General features: G+C 59.2%; 16 protein-coding genes and 2 tRNA genes. 3 read left to right on the top strand and 15 right to left on the bottom strand.

Going from position 1 to position 16,666, the window contains the following annotated elements:
- Positions 1–1,049, top strand: a 1,049-nt coding sequence (locus IRZ24_RS07325; RefSeq protein ID WP_297161850.1) for a helix-turn-helix transcriptional regulator, incomplete at its 5' end; no start/stop codon positions are given.
- A 20-nt stretch (positions 1,050–1,069) separates the two neighbouring features.
- Here the strand turns inward: IRZ24_RS07325 and IRZ24_RS07320 are convergent.
- From IRZ24_RS07320 to IRZ24_RS07280, 9 genes are all read right to left on the bottom strand, one after another.
- On the bottom strand, positions 1,070–1,813 hold the full coding sequence (locus tag IRZ24_RS07320; protein WP_297161847.1) for an ABC transporter permease: 744 nt from the start codon (positions 1,811–1,813) through the stop codon (positions 1,070–1,072).
- A complete protein-coding gene (locus tag IRZ24_RS07315) occupies positions 1,810–2,781 on the bottom strand; it encodes an ABC transporter ATP-binding protein (RefSeq protein ID WP_297161844.1) in 972 nt (323 codons plus the stop codon). The genes IRZ24_RS07320 and IRZ24_RS07315 overlap by 4 nt, the downstream gene beginning before the upstream one ends.
- 60 nt (positions 2,782–2,841) lie before the next feature.
- A complete protein-coding gene (locus IRZ24_RS07310; protein ID WP_297161841.1) occupies positions 2,842–3,597 on the bottom strand; it encodes a CPBP family glutamic-type intramembrane protease in 756 nt (251 codons plus the stop codon).
- Positions 3,597–4,415, bottom strand: a complete 819-nt coding sequence (locus IRZ24_RS07305; protein ID WP_297161838.1) for a CPBP family intramembrane glutamic endopeptidase — start codon at positions 4,413–4,415, stop codon at positions 3,597–3,599. The genes IRZ24_RS07310 and IRZ24_RS07305 overlap by 1 nt, the downstream gene beginning before the upstream one ends.
- Positions 4,390–5,772, bottom strand: a complete 1,383-nt coding sequence (locus tag IRZ24_RS07300; RefSeq protein WP_297161834.1) for a YcaO-like family protein — start codon at positions 5,770–5,772, stop codon at positions 4,390–4,392. The genes IRZ24_RS07305 and IRZ24_RS07300 overlap by 26 nt, the downstream gene beginning before the upstream one ends.
- Positions 5,756–6,853 carry a TOMM precursor leader peptide-binding protein gene (locus tag IRZ24_RS07295; protein WP_297161830.1) on the bottom strand — a complete coding sequence of 366 codons (1,098 nt, stop codon included), beginning with the start codon at positions 6,851–6,853 and terminating at the stop codon, positions 5,756–5,758. The genes IRZ24_RS07300 and IRZ24_RS07295 overlap by 17 nt, the downstream gene beginning before the upstream one ends.
- Positions 6,854–6,902: 49 nt before the next feature.
- Positions 6,903–7,892: a SagB/ThcOx family dehydrogenase gene (locus tag IRZ24_RS07290; RefSeq protein WP_297161827.1), complete on the bottom strand. Its 990-nt coding sequence runs from the start codon at positions 7,890–7,892 to the stop codon at positions 6,903–6,905.
- Between the two features lie 250 nt (positions 7,893–8,142).
- Positions 8,143–8,337: a hypothetical protein gene (locus IRZ24_RS07285; protein ID WP_297161824.1), complete on the bottom strand. Its 195-nt coding sequence runs from the start codon at positions 8,335–8,337 to the stop codon at positions 8,143–8,145.
- A 714-nt stretch (positions 8,338–9,051) separates the two neighbouring features.
- Positions 9,052–9,564 (bottom strand): hypothetical protein, encoded by a 513-nt coding sequence (locus IRZ24_RS07280; RefSeq protein ID WP_297161821.1) that lies wholly within the window; start codon positions 9,562–9,564, stop codon positions 9,052–9,054.
- Positions 9,565–9,596: 32 nt separating this feature from the next.
- Between IRZ24_RS07280 and IRZ24_RS07275 the strand changes: the two genes are divergently transcribed.
- Positions 9,597–9,929, top strand: a complete 333-nt coding sequence (locus IRZ24_RS07275) for a hypothetical protein (RefSeq protein WP_297161818.1) — start codon at positions 9,597–9,599, stop codon at positions 9,927–9,929.
- 288 nt (positions 9,930–10,217) lie between these two features.
- On the opposite strand, the gene IRZ24_RS07270 is transcribed toward IRZ24_RS07275, so the two are convergent.
- From IRZ24_RS07270 to IRZ24_RS07255, 4 genes are all read right to left on the bottom strand, one after another.
- A tRNA-Gly gene (locus IRZ24_RS07270) sits at positions 10,218–10,290 on the bottom strand.
- A gap of 85 nt (positions 10,291–10,375) precedes the next feature.
- Positions 10,376–10,448: transfer RNA gene (locus IRZ24_RS07265), tRNA-Pro, on the bottom strand.
- A 219-nt stretch (positions 10,449–10,667) separates the two neighbouring features.
- Complete coding sequence (locus IRZ24_RS07260; RefSeq protein WP_297161815.1) at positions 10,668–11,117, bottom strand: hypothetical protein; 450 nt, start codon at positions 11,115–11,117, stop codon at positions 10,668–10,670.
- A gap of 187 nt (positions 11,118–11,304) precedes the next feature.
- Positions 11,305–11,703: a response regulator gene (locus tag IRZ24_RS07255; RefSeq protein ID WP_297161811.1), complete on the bottom strand. Its 399-nt coding sequence runs from the start codon at positions 11,701–11,703 to the stop codon at positions 11,305–11,307.
- A 333-nt stretch (positions 11,704–12,036) separates the two neighbouring features.
- Here IRZ24_RS07255 and IRZ24_RS07250 point away from each other — a divergent pair, with 333 nt between their 5' ends.
- Positions 12,037–13,026 carry a GAF domain-containing protein gene (locus tag IRZ24_RS07250; RefSeq protein ID WP_297161808.1) on the top strand — a complete coding sequence of 330 codons (990 nt, stop codon included), beginning with the start codon at positions 12,037–12,039 and terminating at the stop codon, positions 13,024–13,026.
- A gap of 159 nt (positions 13,027–13,185) precedes the next feature.
- On the opposite strand, the gene IRZ24_RS07245 is transcribed toward IRZ24_RS07250, so the two are convergent.
- Complete coding sequence (locus IRZ24_RS07245) at positions 13,186–14,586, bottom strand: sigma-54 dependent transcriptional regulator (RefSeq protein ID WP_297161804.1); 1,401 nt, start codon at positions 14,584–14,586, stop codon at positions 13,186–13,188.
- A partial coding sequence (locus tag IRZ24_RS07240) for an ATP-binding protein (protein WP_297161801.1) occupies positions 14,583–16,666 on the bottom strand: 2,084 nt, incomplete at its 5' end. The genes IRZ24_RS07245 and IRZ24_RS07240, both read right to left, overlap by 4 nt.

Here is a 16,666-nt window from a genome sequence, read left to right as displayed (position 1 = left end):
TCTCATTACGAGTGATCTCTTCTCCCTTCGCGCTCTGGGCTGCTACGCTGGGGATCACCTTCTGCTCGTGGGCCCTTCTCGCTCTCCTGATCATCCTCTTCTGGAAGCAGCAGGGCCGCCGCCTGTGGCCTCTGGCTCTAGCCATTGATCTCGCTCTCTGCGTCGCTGCCAATCTGCTCTTTGCCCCCTTGCCATCGAGCATTGCCGCCGCAGCCTTTCTCCTGCCAGCCTATGGGTGGGCAATTGCGTATGGGGTAGGGGGCGTTCTGATCGTGCTGCTCACCTTCTGCTGGAGCGAATTGGTCCTGGCCCTTGCCCGGCTCTCGACCAACCAGCCTCCCGCCAATTGGCTCGCAACGCTGCTCTGGCTGTTGCTCATTAGCCTGACGGCGGCGCTGCATCTCCTGCTGAGCCGCCGTCAGCCCCTTCTGGTCCCCATCTTCAACACCCAGAGCGATGCTCTCCTTCAGCCCGGCTCTCCCGCGTTCCAGCCGAGCGAATCACAGCAAGCGGACGAGGCTGGGAAGAGAGAGCGTGCTGCCCCCCAGATCATTTCCACTGTGACCCTGCACTGTGATCCAAATGCCACTTCGCTAGCCGGAGGTCCTCTTCACCGCGATGCGCTCCCAGGTGTCCAGGCTTCCTTGTTGCTGACGGCTCTGGAGGTCGCTTTTGCACCCTATGGGGTCAAGCTGGATCAGCACCGCCAGCAGCTAGAGTGCGCACTTGAAGCGCTCACCTGTCCCCACACGGCTGACCCGTCTCAGTTCGTCTGCTGTCTTCAGCAACTCTTACAAGAAGCAGAGCATCATTGGCAGCAACGTGCCGCACTCTCGGCACGCGAGTGGGAGCTGCTCCGCCTTCTGGCCGAAGGGTTATCCTACCGTCAGATAGGGCAGCGCCTCTATCTCAGTCCGAGCACGGTCAAGACGCATATGCGTCATATCCAGAAAAAACTCGGGGTTGTCGGGAGAGAGGAGCTGCTGCGTCTGGCACGGGTCCGCTGCTGGATCAACGATACAGCCTGCCAGCAGCGAGCAGAGGAGTGAGGTAGGGAGGCTCCTTCCTCCTACCTGTCTGCCGTTCCCGCGCGGCGATAGCTCCAGATAGCCAGAGCAGTAAAGAGCACGGTATAAACCAGGAGGATCAGCACATCTTCAAGGGCCGAGCCAGAGGGGGCTGCCTGCAAGGGGCGCAGCGCCAGCAGCAAGTAGTGCGCCGAAGGGAGAAAGCGAGCCACGTCCTGCAGCACGCCTGGCATGAGCTGGAGTGGCTGCAGCAAGCCCCCCAGGTACCCCAGCACGAGATAGACGCCGATACTGACCACGTAGCCCGTCTCGGCATCCGTCCAGGAGCCGATGACAAAAGCCAGCGCAATGAAGGGCAGTGAGCCGCCCCAGAGTATGAGCGCCGAGGTCACCAGGGCCCAGTAGTTGTCAACTCGTAATCCTTCCAGGAGCGCGACCGTCAGTACACAAATAATTGTCATACCGGCCATGCTGAAGGTGGCGATCACCTTGGCAGCAAAGTAGGTCAGAGGCGACAGCGGGGTGGTCTGGAGCAAGCGCAACCAGCCGAGCTGGCGCTCCTGAGCAAGACGCGATCCCAGGGTGCCAAGTGAGACGCCGATGGTACCAAAGCCGGCCATGGCAATACCAAAGTGAAGCTGCAAGTCATGCGTATTGCCGAAGCCATAGGAAAAAATCAGATAGTAGCCAATCGGGACCAACAGGGTAAAAAAGAGCGCGCGCCCATTGCGCAGGAAGCGCAAGAGCTCCAGCTTGCTTTGGGCCCGTAGAGCTAACAGGGTCATGGCTGTTCCTCTTCCCTCCTTGTCAGTGCTAAGAAGGCCTCTTCAAGGCTGGCTCTGCGGATCTCCAGGTGTGGGGTAGCGATCCCATGACGCTGCAGGTCTTTAAGCAGAGCATCGCTATCACGGGTGAAGAGCACAACGCGCGGCCCCTGCCGCTCGATTCGGAGCACGCCCGGGATCGCTGCCAGGAGCTGGTCGTTCTGCTCCTCCGCCAGAAAGCTCACGAACTGCCCGCTTGCCATTGCGCGAATCTCCTCGCTGGAGCCATCTGCCACAATGCGTCCCTCGTTGAGCACGATTACGCGCTGGGAGAGTCCTTCGACGTCGGCCAGGTTATGCGTCGTCAGGACAATCGTGCGTCCATCGCGATGGAGCTCGCGGATGCGCTCCAGGAAGCGACGTCGTGAGGCGACATCCATCCCCGCGGTTGGCTCATCCAAAAAGAGAAGGCGCGGGTTACCTACGAGGGCCAGAGCAAAGAGCAGGCGTTGTAACTCTCCTCCCGAAAGATGCTGCGTGTAGCTCTGCTGCTTCTCGCGGAGCTGCGCGATCTCAAGCAGCTCATCTGTTGGCAGGCTCTGAGCATAATAGCTGCGGAAGACATCGAGCAACTCGCGGACGCGCACCAGATCGATCACGCGGGCATTCTGCAGCATGGCTCCCAGACGGGCCGCGCGCCGAACGGCGGGCACCGTCGGGTCGCCGCCGTTGAGCAGCACGCGGCCCGTTGATGGTCGCAGCAGACCAAGCATCAGAGAGATCGCGGTCGTCTTGCCAGCCCCATTTGGGCCGAGCAGCGCCACCGATTCCCCCGCCTCGATGCGTAGGCTCACTCCCCGCAGCGCCTGGACAGTGCCGTAGCACTTCGTGACCTGATCCAGGCAAATCACTGGCTGCGGAGACTGGGTAAGAGCCGCTTCTGCGCGCACTTTCATGGACATGCCTCGCCTTTCGAGGGTCTCAGTCATGATGCCACTCCCTGTTCTTCCCCCTGCTACCGGGGCTGCCTCCCGGCAACAGCAGAGGGATCATAGTATCATCACGGTAAAAAAGGTGAGATGAGCAAGCACCAGAGGAAGAATGTTCGGCGCAGTCATCAACAACCAGGCATTGATCGGACCGATCACGAGCGCGCCGCACATGGCTGGCAGCGCGCTGAACCATGAAGGCATGCCTTGCGCCTGCACAGCTACGAAAAGCAGGGTGGAGGTCACAAGCGCCAAGGGAAAGCTCTCGGGGGCCAGCAGACGGACAGCCAGGCCGCGAAAGAGGAGTTCTTCGCCCAGCAGCGCCAGGGCAATAATTGCCCATCCGAGAGGGGCTGGCCAAATCTGAAGCGTTTGGCGATAGGCTCGGACCCAGCCAGCTCGCCCGATGGTGCGCAGCTCATTGACAATGTCCGGTCCTATCTGCCGTTCGCGCCACGGACGGAAAAGGGCCAGAGCCAGCGAGCTAAGCAGCATCGAGACCGACGCCTCTCCCAAGCCAAGCAGAACACCGACTGGCAGCTGCAGCAGCAGCAAATGCTCAGTGAAGAGGCTAGGCAGGCTCTGACCGTTCGCCCAGGAGACTGCCCAGGCGATGCCGAGAGCGGTCAGACCAGCGCCTGCCACCGCCAGGGTGAGGGCCAGATCTCGTGTTGGATAATGGAGACTCAGCGGCAGCTGCTCTGCCAGGCGCCGAGCTGCAGCCATGATCAGCCGGCGGCAGAGCACATACTGCAGCAGCAAAGCAGCCACTATCCAGCCGATGGCGTTCAGTGTAGCGAGAGGAGTCGGGGGCATTATGATCCTCCTCCGGAGTGGTTTCTGACAAAGATGACTGAGCTCCTGCGCCCCGCAAGCGTCGCCTTCATGGCCAACCAGTTAAAGAGGCCGTGGGCCATGCTTGCCGCCAGCACACTGCCACTCACCAGGACCAGAGCGGCAAAGAGCAGGCCCAGCAGCCATCGTGTGAAGATGGTCCTGCCACCGAAAGAGAGGTGGATGAGACCATAAAAGAGATTGGCGATCATCAGGCCACTGAGCAGGCCCAGCAGCCCTTGCCAGGGAAGCACAAGCCCGAGCAGCCAGGGAAAGGCCCGGCGATAGATGATCTCTTCCAGCATACCCACAGCCACAACTAATGGGGGAGGAAACTCGCCGCGCGTCAACAAGGCCCGCGTAATTGTACTTCCTGTTGCATCAGCTGCTAGCAGTGGGTTCAGGGAGGACAGAGATTCCCAGCCGGGGGAACGCCCAAGAACGGGTGAAAGGCCTTGAAGAGGACGGGACGCTCTCCTGCTCGCTTTGCGCAACGAGGTGGTCACCACCTGATCGAGCCAGAAGCCTAGCCCACCCCCGAGCAGCCCCAGCATCGCTGCCAGTGCCTGCGTCGGCCAGGCGATAAGGAGATACTGGTACAGATCTGGAGCGATGAGGACCAGATCACCCCCGATGAGTATCCCAAGCACGACAAAATACAGCCAGAGCGGTGGGACCCTCCTGACCGGCGCCAGAAGCGCGGCCAGACGATTGGCTAGCATGACCGGACTGGCATGTAGCAGCAGTAGCGCTGCCAGCAGGCTGGTCTGCAGCTCAGGGATAGGGATGAGGCCATTCATGGGTCGCTCCTCCATAGGCCTGATAGCGGCGATGGGCGAGCTGGGGAGCTGAAGGAAGACAGAGTCCGAGTGTATCCGGCGAGTAGAAGCGAAAAACATAGAAATGGAGGTCTTCGATCTCTGGACTGCTCAGATCAAGCAAGGCCAGGCGCTTGCCAGTTCTCCTGAACTCGTTGAGCACGCTCCGCAGTCCCTCCTCGGCTCCGCCCTGATGGTCGGCTGGTAGGTCACTGGCTCTGATCTGCTGCTTGCTCGTAAACTTCTTCTCGATCAGTCGGCGGTGCTCGGGATAGGCGTAGTACATCACATTGGTATCCAGGTTATAAATAGAAGTGGGATCGATGCCATTGCCACTGCCTTTGGAGGCGCCAGTCATCTCCACGAAGGCCATCAGGGCCAGATGAGGAATGGCGGCCGCTTCCAGATATGCTTTGTACATCGCCAGCTCCAGATTCAGCTCGGCAGAGATGCCGATGCCGCAGGCTGGCACATGTCCGCGGTTGTTCCAGATTACAGCCGCCACAACATGGGCCTGCATATCGGCATTGGTAAGGTAATAGAAGCGGATCGTTACGCTGTTGCGCGGAGCGTCACGCTTGAGAATCTCGCACAACGCAGAGGTGCGCTCATCTGGGATCAACTCCGGGGCCACCTTATCTGAATACCAGTATCCCATCGTGGTATCGACCTGGATCAGCTCCAGCAGGGCGGAGAGCATTGCCCTGGCTGGCTCGGTATGGGCGGCGCTTCCTGTTGTGACAGCGGCTGTAATCCACGGCTCGCCCAGCGCATGACGCGGGACATACCCGACAATGAGGAGCTGGGCCGGAATCCACCAAGGTTCCCCGCTGAAGACGTCGATCGTCTCAACCCAGCCTAGCAGCGTATCGTCTTTGCACGGCTGGTAAGGGAAGCCGGGACGCGCGAACTGCTCTGGGACGTAGAATCGCATGTCTTCGAGAGCCAGCACATGCTCATGACGAGCTTGCATCTCTTTGACAGTGGCGTACTCGATGACTGTCCGTCGGTCGAGTGGATAGACCATATGGGCATAGCGCTCAAGGCTCTCGCCCAGGGCTCGCATCATGGTCTCCTCGGGATGCACGCCGTAGCCGCCGATGTGATAGGAAAAGGGGCGCTCCAGACCGAGCAGGCGGTGCACGGCAGTCAGTTGCGCCATGAGTATATGCACACGCGGCGAGGCGGCATCTTGGAGTGAGAAAGCCAGGCTCTTATCAATGCCAGTAAGAGGGCTAACCATGCGCTGCAAATAGGTATTCACCTTGTGGGTCAGCCCCTCACGGTGGCAGATGATCAGGGGGCGCAGCTGACTCGTAGGACTATTGGCGGCGGGCATGAGGATGCTCCTCCAGGTGCAGCTGGATCTGATTAATATAGGCGCGGGTGTCGAAATAGAGTGGCTTCTGGTAGCGCTCAGTGCGTGGCACACAGATACGGCAGTTGGGTAAACGCAGGATCTCGTTAAAGGCGAATTCCATCGTTGGGAGATAAAGCGAGAGGACTTTGCCAGCGGTGAAGGCGGAGCCGGTCAGTACATTGTTAAGGGCCTCCAGAGCCGTCAGCGAGGCGGCCAGCGAGTAGAGTGGATGAGGCAGCACCGGGCGTCCGGGCTGAACCTTGCTCGCGACAAGGGCCTGCTTGTAGGCAACATAGCTGGCGTGCTCACGCAGGTTCAAGCCAACGCGGCTCTCGAAGCAGGCATAGCAAGGGGTGCGTTTAGGAATGACGGTCGGCCCGATGAACAGGAATGGGCCGTCGATGGCGCTATGCAGCCAGCGCAGGCCAAGATCGGTGGCAATGACGTTCAGGTTGCGGAGCAAGATTGGATCGATGATATCAAGAGCTACGACGAGGAAGTGGTCGCGCCACTTGGCGAAATGCGCTGCGGTGTGCATGCTTGCCAGGCCATCTTCATGTGCTGTCAAATCCTGCTCGCTTAGTTCCTGCAATAACGCTGTCTCCTCGACGAGCGAGACAGGTGAGTCGAGAGAGGCTTGCAGCTCGTGCAGGACCCGCTGCGCTAACTCGCCATGTCCCAGCACCAGAATCGGCTCGGGCTGCTTGGTGCGTAAAGCGCTCTGGGGAGTCGACGGGCGCGCCAGGCTGGTGGCCAGAAGGGCAATATAATAGTCGAGGACAGTGGTAGGGCCTCGCTCTAAAGCGCCAAACTCATCGAGACTTGTGCAAATTTGGAGCAAGTCCTGCTCCGGCACGTCAAGCTCGCGCGCTAACTGTTTGAGCGTCGTCTGACCATCAAGGCGCCGTAGAGCCTCAAGAAGCTTGCCTTGATTACTGTGGTCTTTGAGGGTCACTGAAACCGGATTCCAGACGCCCGAGCGCAGCTCAACAATGTTCTCGCTATGCGCAATGAGAGAAAAGTGTGGCTTTAGTCTGGGGCAGTCTTCGGCATCAAACATCAGGCGATTCTCCTTAACTGGATAGGTATTCTTTTTCTTTTCCCAATCTCTATTCTGCCGGAATGCCAACCGCGATGGTGTGCAGAACGGTATTAGCCAGACCATCCAGGCCCAGGGCTTCATTGAGGTCATCGTCATAGAAGCCTGCAATATCCACGTCCCCATAGCCAAGGGCGGTACAGGCCAGGTGGACGTTCTCAGCAAGCTGCCCGACTTCGATGAAGAGGTAACGCAGGCCGCGACTGCCATATTTGCGCATCACCTTCCAGGGACGTCCGATGGCAATCAGCAGGGCGCAGGCTCGCGAGAGCGAGATGACCTCTTCGGGGTAGGCGAAGGTGTTGAGCACTGCCTGCACACTATCTGGCCCCTGGAGCAGAGACAGTCTACTCCGCAATGGATCGTAGCCGTAGATACCGCGCTCGAGACCACTGATGTTCAGGGCAACAACATAAAGGTCGACGCCATAGAGACCTCCTGGTGAGGGAGTCGTGCGAAAAAACAGATCAACCATGTGCTCGCCGTGCTCGACCGGGGCCTTGCCGATCCCGGTAATTCCCGCTGCGGCAAAGAGCAAAGAACTGAGACCTTCGAGTCGGACAGGATCACCGGTGAAGAGGCGCTTGCTGCGCCTGCGCAACAGACAGTCACCCAGGCTGAGGCGCAGACGGGCAGGAGAAGGCAAAGGAACAGTGATAGTGGTATCGAAGGTCTCGATACCGTTGTTAGCAAGCATATAGGTCACAGTATCGGTATAGTAAAGCTGGACGCCCGCTTCAGACTCATAGTCGTGGCGGCACAAACGCGTATTCAGCAAAAAGGTTTCAGCGACCCGTTGATCATGCGAGACACTCAGGCTACGGTGGCGCAGTGAGGGAGTACGAAATCCCGTTGCATCCGCACAGCGGTCAACACTCACTGTGGAATTGACCATAAAGGGTAGGGACAGGGCATTCCCTTTGTGGGCAACAGATGTCTCCTGGGCCAAATTCTGGCTCCTGGTGTTGACCTGACTCGAAGCTTTGCTGTTGATGGTCATCTTCTTTGCTCCTCAGCAGCTGGCTATGCAACACAGCCATGTGCGCCTGCGCCTTCTACGTGGGCTTCTTCCTAAGCTACTGGTCTGGGCTGCACTCCGCTGCGATGCACTGCGGCTCTCTCTGGCAACCAGAGAGGTGCTCTCTTGTTTACTCACTTCCTTCTTCACGCATGCCATCGCTCCTGAGACCCCCTCCGACCGGAAGGAGGTCTCAGGCCCAGGCTACCAACTAGCTAGCCTGGCAGATGGGTTAGCTGGCGCTTTCGGCAGTGGTCAGCAGCGCCGGAGCTGCCGAGCAGCAGCAAATCGTCGACGTGCTGGTCCCGTGGCCGTTCGAGGTGCAGACCCCCGGAGCTACGGTAAACTCTGCCAGCTCATGCGGATGCAAATAGTCCTCGCGGTTCATGGTGAGATGCTCACTGAATCCGCTAACCTCAATCTTCATAGTGTTCATTCACCTCCTTGCCTCAGAGAGTGCTCCTGGAATAGAAAGGTGTACCAGGATCGGGGAGAGGTCGCTTGCTCTCCCTGGCAAGCATATAGCATCTGCGATGGATGAAAAACAATCGTCCGCGGGTCAATCTTGCCTCACCCAGTGTCCCAAAAAGCTGATGAGCTTGCCTCATCCAGGACCAGCAGGCAGGGTTGAATCTCTTTCGACTGTGTGAGAGCGTGTGTCTGAAGGAGACAGGGCTTGCGAGCCGAGAGGTGAAAGGGCTTGCTTACAAAGGAAGCCAGATAGCAGGGATCGGAATCGCGCGCGAGAGGATCGCCGGGAAGCTGACCACGGACAGAGAGACACCTCGATAACCCCAGCAGGCCAATTGATCGGACAGTCCCGTGATCTGGCCCCAGAAGGGACCGCTCAGGTTCAGCTTACTTGCCAGTATCCTGACGCCTCGGCAGTGCCGATCAGCAGAGCCACGGTGACGGAGATAGGGGAATGGTGAAGTTATCTCCAGGACAGCACGAGGACAGCTCGTGGATGGCTTTCACACACCAACTCCCAGCCTTGCTGCGCGAGACAGCCCCGGAAGAGCTAGCGCACGCACCTGCCCTGCACCTTGCCAGAGCTGCTCTGCTTCCTGGGCGCATGGTCTGGGCGCCAGCACCTGCGCTCATGCCTGCAATACGCTGGCCTGCCAGCGGGGGTCTGAGATCAGGCGGGCCGTCGCCTGCACCAGGCGCCCGAGTTGCTGCGCCTTCCCGGCTCGCTTCGGAACCCCTGCCCAGCAGCGCGCAAGCGCCAGCCACGCCTTTGCTCGCTGCACAGGGTCACTCCGCCAAGCGGCCCGCCGCGCATGCCAGCGATGCTCGTCCTCGGCATCACAGACAACGTCGCGCTCCGGCTGCCCCGGTCTCGGCGCAGGTACTCCCGGAACTGCTCATGAGAGAGGGGAGAGCATACCAGCCCTCGGCCCGAACGCCGAGCAGCAGCCCGCTCGCTTTCTTCGCGCTGCTGCCACAGTCGCAGCCCGGCGAGGAGCTGCCGCTGCCAGTCCAGCCTGCTCAGCGCTGGGCTGCAGGCTGGGTCGTGTTCCCAGCGCAAACACTCCTCCGGGTACGGGGGCACCCCGTCCGGGTCAGGCAGCAGCGGGCCGGCCCGCTCAACCACCTGCTCCAGCAGCCGCCGCAGGGCCTGTCGTAGACTCGCCAGTGGCTCCCCCACCACGGGGAACCTGCTGGCCGTGGTGGCCCCCCGGGGTGGCGGAAGAAGTGCTGGCCGTCATGCGCGCTTATCCCCTGGGACGAGAGGCGACCATGATCGGTAGCGTGCAGGCCCAACCGCCGGGCATTGTCTTTCCGCGCACTGAAATTGGCAGCATGCACCTGCTCGATATGCTCGTCGGTGATCTGCTCCCTCACATCTGTTCTGTTAGTGGCTCGCAGACACGTTTTTCCTTTCCCAGGCAATATACCCACATGGCAGAGGGAAAGTCGGCGCGCTCAGTAAGAGCATTGGCCTGGCCCGAGCCAGATCCAGCTGCCTGGCTACGGCCAAGAGAAAGGAGTGCGAACTCGCGTGACCAGGCCTGAGCCCCTGCCGTCTAGCCAGGTGGCGACCTACGAATCCGGTTGATCCGGCAATGAGGATCATATCTGGCTCTTTGATGGTGAAAGATAAGGAGGGTCAGACTTGGATTCTGCAAAGAGTATACGGAGGAGGAGCCGTAAAAGGGCAATAGGGATGCTAGAGGAGGCCCTGCGGAAAATGGAGGAGCTGTTAGGGGGAGAGCAGGAAGATGACTGTTACTGGGGCTGTCTTGAGGGCAAAGTGCGGCTCTCCCTGTGGTGGGAAGCCGCCCAAATGGCTTGGGAAGAGGGAGCGGGAGACGGGACTCGAACCCGCGACAGCCTGCTTGGAAGGCAGGTACTCTACCACCTGAGTTACTCCCGCCAATCATGCACTCGCTTAGTGAACAAGAGACAGCTCAAAGACGAAGACTGAGGGCAAAGAGAGATCAGCCCCAGCACCACGACAATCGGGGTGCGCGGATTTGAACCGCGGACCTCATGGTCCCAAACCATGCGCGCTACCCACTGCGCCACACCCCGCCAGCTAGCTGCTGGGCTAACGCGCCCACGCTGCTCACTCTTTGCCCAGCCGGTTATAAGCAGGCGATCGTCTCTAACCGTGCAATTGAACTATAGCATGGCAGCACTGCGCTGTCAAGTAGGATCTTGCCCCTTAGGGACTGCTACCCTGCGCCCGAGGCAGGCCACACCGCACAAGCTCCTTGGCCCGGCGCTCTTCCTATCCTGCAGTGCAGTTCTCTATAGATCTCTTTTGCGGCGATAACGCAGCTTCAAGACAAAAAGATGCCAACGAGTTGTTAGCCACGACAGCGGATGCGGACGCAAAGAGGTCACTCTGCCCCCACCATAAAACCCTGCGGCAGAGTAGCGCGGACGCCGCCAGAGCTGGACCACCAGGACGGCAATCAGACAAATCAGACTGATAATGGCCACTATCCCTGTGAAGACCCCAGGCTCTTCCTGGGTATAGGCGAAACCACCCGCGATCAGGGCCGCCACGATACTGAGGAGCAGAAACCATTGAGAAGCATCCAGCGTCCAGGCAAAGGCAGGCAAGCGCAGGCGCGGCAACGAGAAACGCCACCTACGAACAGCCCGCGAGCGAGCGCGGAACCGCGAGCCCCGCGCCTCGCTTTGTTCTAAGTTCCGGAGGATCTCCTCAATCTCGCGCTCATATCTGTTCGGCATGGCTGCTCTGCTTCCTTGAAGGAACTTGCCAAAAACGCCCCTGTTGATAATGATACCAACTTCTCCGCCATCCCGCAAGGTCACCGCTGGCTTGCTTGCTGCCTCTCAGCTCAGCGTGCACAAGCCGGTCAGCTCAGTCCTTCCTCACCACCCACACGCTGTCAAGCAGCCGCCTCGCCAGCTCTCATCACCTCACTTCATCCCACTCTGCCTCACAGGAGCGAACGCGAAAAAGCCCCTTGACTTTTTCCACCAATTCCAGTGGATGAAAGGGCTTCGTAATATGATCGGCTGCCCCTAGATCAACACTAATCCGCTCGTAGATATGCTCCGCGTGGGCTGTCATAATAATTACCGGTATCTGATGCATGACCGGATCACGGCGCAAGCGATTGAAGATCTGGTAGCCGTCTAACCCTGGCATCATGACATCAAGAATGATCAGATCCGGCTTTTCCATCTCCAGGAGCGCGGCGAGCTGCCTGCCATCTGCCGCTGTGACTACCTCAAAGCCATTGCGACTCAGCACAAAGGTAATAATCTCGCGCGTCTCCTTATCATCGTCCACCACAATAATGCGTTTCATTTTCTGCCTGCCTCTCCCGGGCCCTCCCCCTGGCTTACCAGTAGGGCTAATGCAACGCACGCCGATGCCTGCGGATAGATAGATAAGCGTCGTAGACTTCACAACTGTCCCCACCTTACAGTATAGTCTCTGCTGGAAGAGTTACCAGAAGCTCACTGAGCACGCTTCTTTCGACACAAGCAGACAGCTGATGATTACAAGGGCGCGCCCATCCTTGCGAGAAGAGAGAATCGGAACCGGCGTCTTCTGGTTGACTCTGCCTGTTTCCTCTGTTATCATATGCCAGAAGAGCATCAATACAGGAACAGAGAGTAGGAGTCTGAGGGGGCGAGTATGAGCGTGAGCGAATCTCCGTCCTGGCAGTCCGTCTTGCAGCGACTTATCCGCACGACGCCCGAGCGCCAGCGCCTCGCAACAGCGCTCGGAGTAACCTCTATGACGCTCTCCCGCTGGGCGAACGGCGAGTCAAGACCCCATCGCTCCCACTTAATTCGCCTCGTCCAGGCCGTTCATCCCCAGCACCGACAAGAGCTACTGGAAGCCCTGCGCCGCAGCTTTCCCGACATCGATACGCTTCTACGAGAGAGTGCCGTCGAACAGGTTCCCTCAGAGTTCTTCGCCCAGGTGCTCAGCGCTCGCACAACAACCATCGAGTCGCTACGCTTCTGGCAGATCGGCGAGATGGTGCTGCGCCAGGCCCTGGCCCAACTCGATCCCAACCACCTCGGCATGTCCATCACCCTCATCCAGTGCATGCCTCCCCACGCCGACGGCAAGATCCGCAGCCTGCGCGAGCGCATGGGCAAAGGTACCCTTCCCTGGACCGCCGATCTAGAACAGATGGCCCTCTTTCTGGGGATGGAATCGCTGGCCGGCTATGTGGTGGAGTCCGGACGCGTCCAGAGCATTGAGGATCTGCGTAAGTATCACCTCGTCCCCGCCTATCAGAGCGAGTTTGAGATTAGCGCTGCCGCTCACCCCATCTGGCTCGGAGGCCGCGTCGCCGGTTGCTTACTGGCCTCCAGCACCGAGGTTGGCTATTTCTCTCAACAACGGATGAGCCTGCTGGCAATCTTTAGTGATTTGGCCTCGCTGGCTTTCGACCCTAGCGAGTTCTACTCCCCTTCGCAGATTGAGCTACGTCCTATGCCCTCGCCGGAGAAACAGCGCCCGATCCTGGCCACCTTCCGCCAGCGCGTGGCCCGCCTACAGTATCAGCGCCGTCTCTCAAATGCCGAAGCCGAGCGAGAAGCCTGGCGCGAGATCGAGGAGGAATTACTGCGCCTGGGCGAGCAGGAGAATGAAACGCTCCTCACTCCCTAAGCTCGCTCTCGCTTCCTCCTCCGGCCTCGCTCTAGGCGACGCGCCTCTCCCAGCGGACAGCCTCTTCTTCACAGAAGATTGATCTTCTCTCCCCATGAGCACCACAGAGCCGCCGCGCTCAATGCTAGGAGCCACCGTCTTTTTGCTCTTCGCGGCTCGCTACTCGATGCCGTGCTTGCGCATCAGATAGCGCAGCTGATCTACTTTACCCATCCCCAGCAACTCCGCCGCACGTGTGCGATTGTGCCCCGCCTCTTGCAGGGCCTGTCGGATGAAATAGCGTTCCACGCGCTCAACGACGCGCTCTAGAGGCAGGGGCTGCGCTGGATGGCTGGCCAGCCACTCTTCCCAGGGATCACAGCTTTCGCGCTGACGGCTCTCGCTATAGCCAACGATCTCCTGGGGCAGATGGGCCGGCAGTATTTCATCACCGCTGCTGAGAATCATGGCGCGCTCAATGACGTTCTTTAGCTCGCGCACGTTGCCCGGCCAGCTATAGGCTAATAAGAGACGCTGCGCCTCGGGCGAGATGCGACGAACATTACGCCCCAGCGATTTGTTAAAATCTTCGACAAAGCGCGAGGCGAAGAGCAGAATGTCCCCCGGACGCTCGCGCAAAGGCGGCAGGTTGATCTGCATGACCGCCAGACGGTAGAAGAGGTCGCGGCGAAAGGTCCCTTCCGCCATCGCCTTCTGCAGATCGCGATTGGTAGCCGCAATAACGCGTACGTTGATTTTGACTTCTTTGCTGCCCCCCAGACGAAAGAAGGAGCGCGTTTCTAGAACGCGCAGCAGTTTGGCCTGCATGTCAAGCGGCATCTCTCCGATTTCGTCAAGGAAGAGTGTTCCTCCATCGGCTAGCTCTAACAGGCCACGTTTCTGCTTGCGCGCATCAGTAAATGCATATGGCTCGTAGCCAAAAAGCTCGCTCTCTAGCAGATTGTGAGCGATAGCTGCACAGTTGAGCGGCTGGAAGGGACCAGCGGCTCGCGGACTTTGTTCATGAATGGCATGCGCAACGACTTCTTTGCCTGTGCCGCTCTCACCCGTGATGAGAACCGAGGCAGTGTCACTGCGGGCAACACGAGCTACCATTTCGAAGACCTGGCGCATGCGCTCGCTATGACCTACTATGTAGTTGAAGTGATAGTTGTCGCTGCGCTCACGCCTCAGTTGGCGCAGCTCGCGATACATGGCGCTGGTCTCCAGGGCCCTCTGCACAACAAGTAGCAGCTCCTCAAGATCAAAGCCTTTGAGGAGATAATCAGAGGCCCCTAACTTCATGGCTTCAACAGCACTGCGGACGTCTCCATAGGCGGTCAACATGATTACTGGTAGCTCCGGCTCGCTGGCTTTGATGCGCTTGAGTACCTCCAGCCCGCTCAGACCAGGCAGACGTAGGTCCAGCAGAACAAGATCAACTGAGCATTGTTGGATGATGCGTAGCCCAGCTTCGCCCTCGGCAACAGTCTCGACTTCGTAACCATGCCTGCTGAGATAGCGAGCAATCTGGTGCGGCAGATGCGGCTCATCGTCAATAATGAGGATCAGCATGCTCATGTTGTCTGTGGTCTCCCGCTCGTTGGTTCTGTAGTCTGCGACTCAGGCTCGCCACCCTTGCCCTCACCACTATCGTTGGTGGACGCCAGCGGGAGGCGAATAGTGAAGGTAGCACCGTAGCCCAGGCGACTCTCGACACTGATTTGCCCCTGATGGCTTTCGATGAGGCGCTGCGTAATGGCCAGGCCAAGGCCAATGCCATGCGCTTTGGTGGTAAAGAAAGGCTGAAAAATCAGGTCAAGCTGCTCCGGCGGGATCCCTATGCCGGTGTCGCTAATAGACAGTTCCAACCAGTCGCATTGTTCTGGTCCGAGATAACTTCTTTCGCCGTCCGTCACCCTGACTCGCGGCAAGACATAGCCAGCAGTGGCCCCCGGCTGCGACCGCTGGACAACTTGGGCGGAGACAGTGAGTATCCCCCCCTCGGGCATGGCCTGGATAGCATTGGTGTAGAGATTGAATAGCACCTGCTCCATCTGTTCCATGTCGGCCAAGACAATGGCTCGCTGGTGCCGCGACGATTGCGACATAAGCTCACGCTGATAGACACGATGAACGACAATGCCAGCTTCGCTGAGACAGGGCTGCAGTGTCTGCAAAACATGCTCATTGAGGGCAATCAGGTCACAGGGTACACGATGCAGTTGGCGCGGCTTGGCAAACAGGAGCAGCTCGCGAACAATGTTGTCTAGCCGCTCGACTTCCTTGAGCACGACCGCGATCGATTCCTGCGCCCCTCGATGCTCTTCAAGAGGAGTTGACGTCTGACCTCCCCATTCTCCTCCTGCCGCCTGCGCTTCTGCTGCTTCACGCTTGACCAGCCTCTCTAGGTCGTCCATGAGCATTTGCATGGTGATTTTGATAGAAGCCAGGGGATTACGCACCTCATGGGCAACGCTAGCCGCCATTTTGCCCAGGGAAGCCAGTTCGTCTAGCCGCCGCTTCTCTTCCTGGAGGCGGTGCATCGAGGTGACATCGCTGAAGGTAAGCAGGGTCCCAATCTGCTGCCCTCGATCGTTGCAAAGTGGCAGCCAGGTCATGTCAAGGACCAGATCTTGCCCTTGCCGATCACGGGTGACGAGTGTCTCGTGATAGGCCGACGGAGGGCGATGACCGGGAGCGCTAGAATCGGATTGCTGAGCTTCGCGCAGCATCTGCGTGTGCTTGAGTGGCAAAATTTTGTGCACTGGCTGCCCAAGCGCTTCATAGGGATGATAGCCCAGGATGAGCGAGGCGGCGCGATTAAAGGTCGTGATCTGCCCACTGAGATCTATGGTCATCAATCCGCTGGGAATGCTTTCCAGGATTAGCTCTTTGAGACGCTGGTCGTCAAGGACCTGGCGCAGCAGCTTGCGCGCTTCGTTACGCGCCTCGATGACCTCGGTCATGAGGTGGATATTTTCCAGGGCGGCACTGGCCTGGCTGGCCAGAACTTGCAACATCATGAGTTCAACATGACGCACTTTCCAGGGCCGATAAGTGGCCCCCACCAGGAGACCAAGCACCCGTGGTTCTCTTTCTTCAGCACCGCAGAGCCGGCCACGCCTCCCAGGGTCACCACCACCGATGAGCGGCAAGGCGATAAAAGTATTGATGCTGCTCGGCAGATGGCTAAGGTAGTCGGCGGTTCGCGGACTGCCCGGACGCTCGATCAGGAGCGGCGCAGGATGCGCTCCCTGCTCACGCGCATAACGAAAAAGCGCTTCGCTCAGAGCCGCGCTGACCCAGGGTGCTGGCCTGCTCATTGGTGGCGGAAGAAGCAGGTCACAGAGGTCCAGCGGCGCGATTTCTCGGCAGCGCTGCATGATGATAGCGCACAGACGCTCAAAATCATGCACGGCACTGTTGATCTGGCTGCCGATGCTATTGAGCAACGAGAGTTCATGGATACGCTCGCGGTCCCGCTCCAGCAGCAGGGTGTTTTCGAGCAGCATAGCGCTGACGCCCGCTACGGCTTCGAGGACGCGCATTTCTTCTTCGCTCCAAGAGGTCGGCAGGCACTGGCTCTGCTCCTCTGCCGAGCCACTTTCAGCCGCAGTTTCACCGCTGAGCTCCCTTTGCCCAGCCCCAACCCCAGCCC

This window comes from Thermogemmatispora sp. (assembly GCF_019683755.1).
Classification (GTDB): Bacteria; Chloroflexota; Ktedonobacteria; order Ktedonobacterales; family Ktedonobacteraceae; genus Thermogemmatispora.
This window is presented reverse-complemented; position numbering and strand designations above follow the sequence as displayed.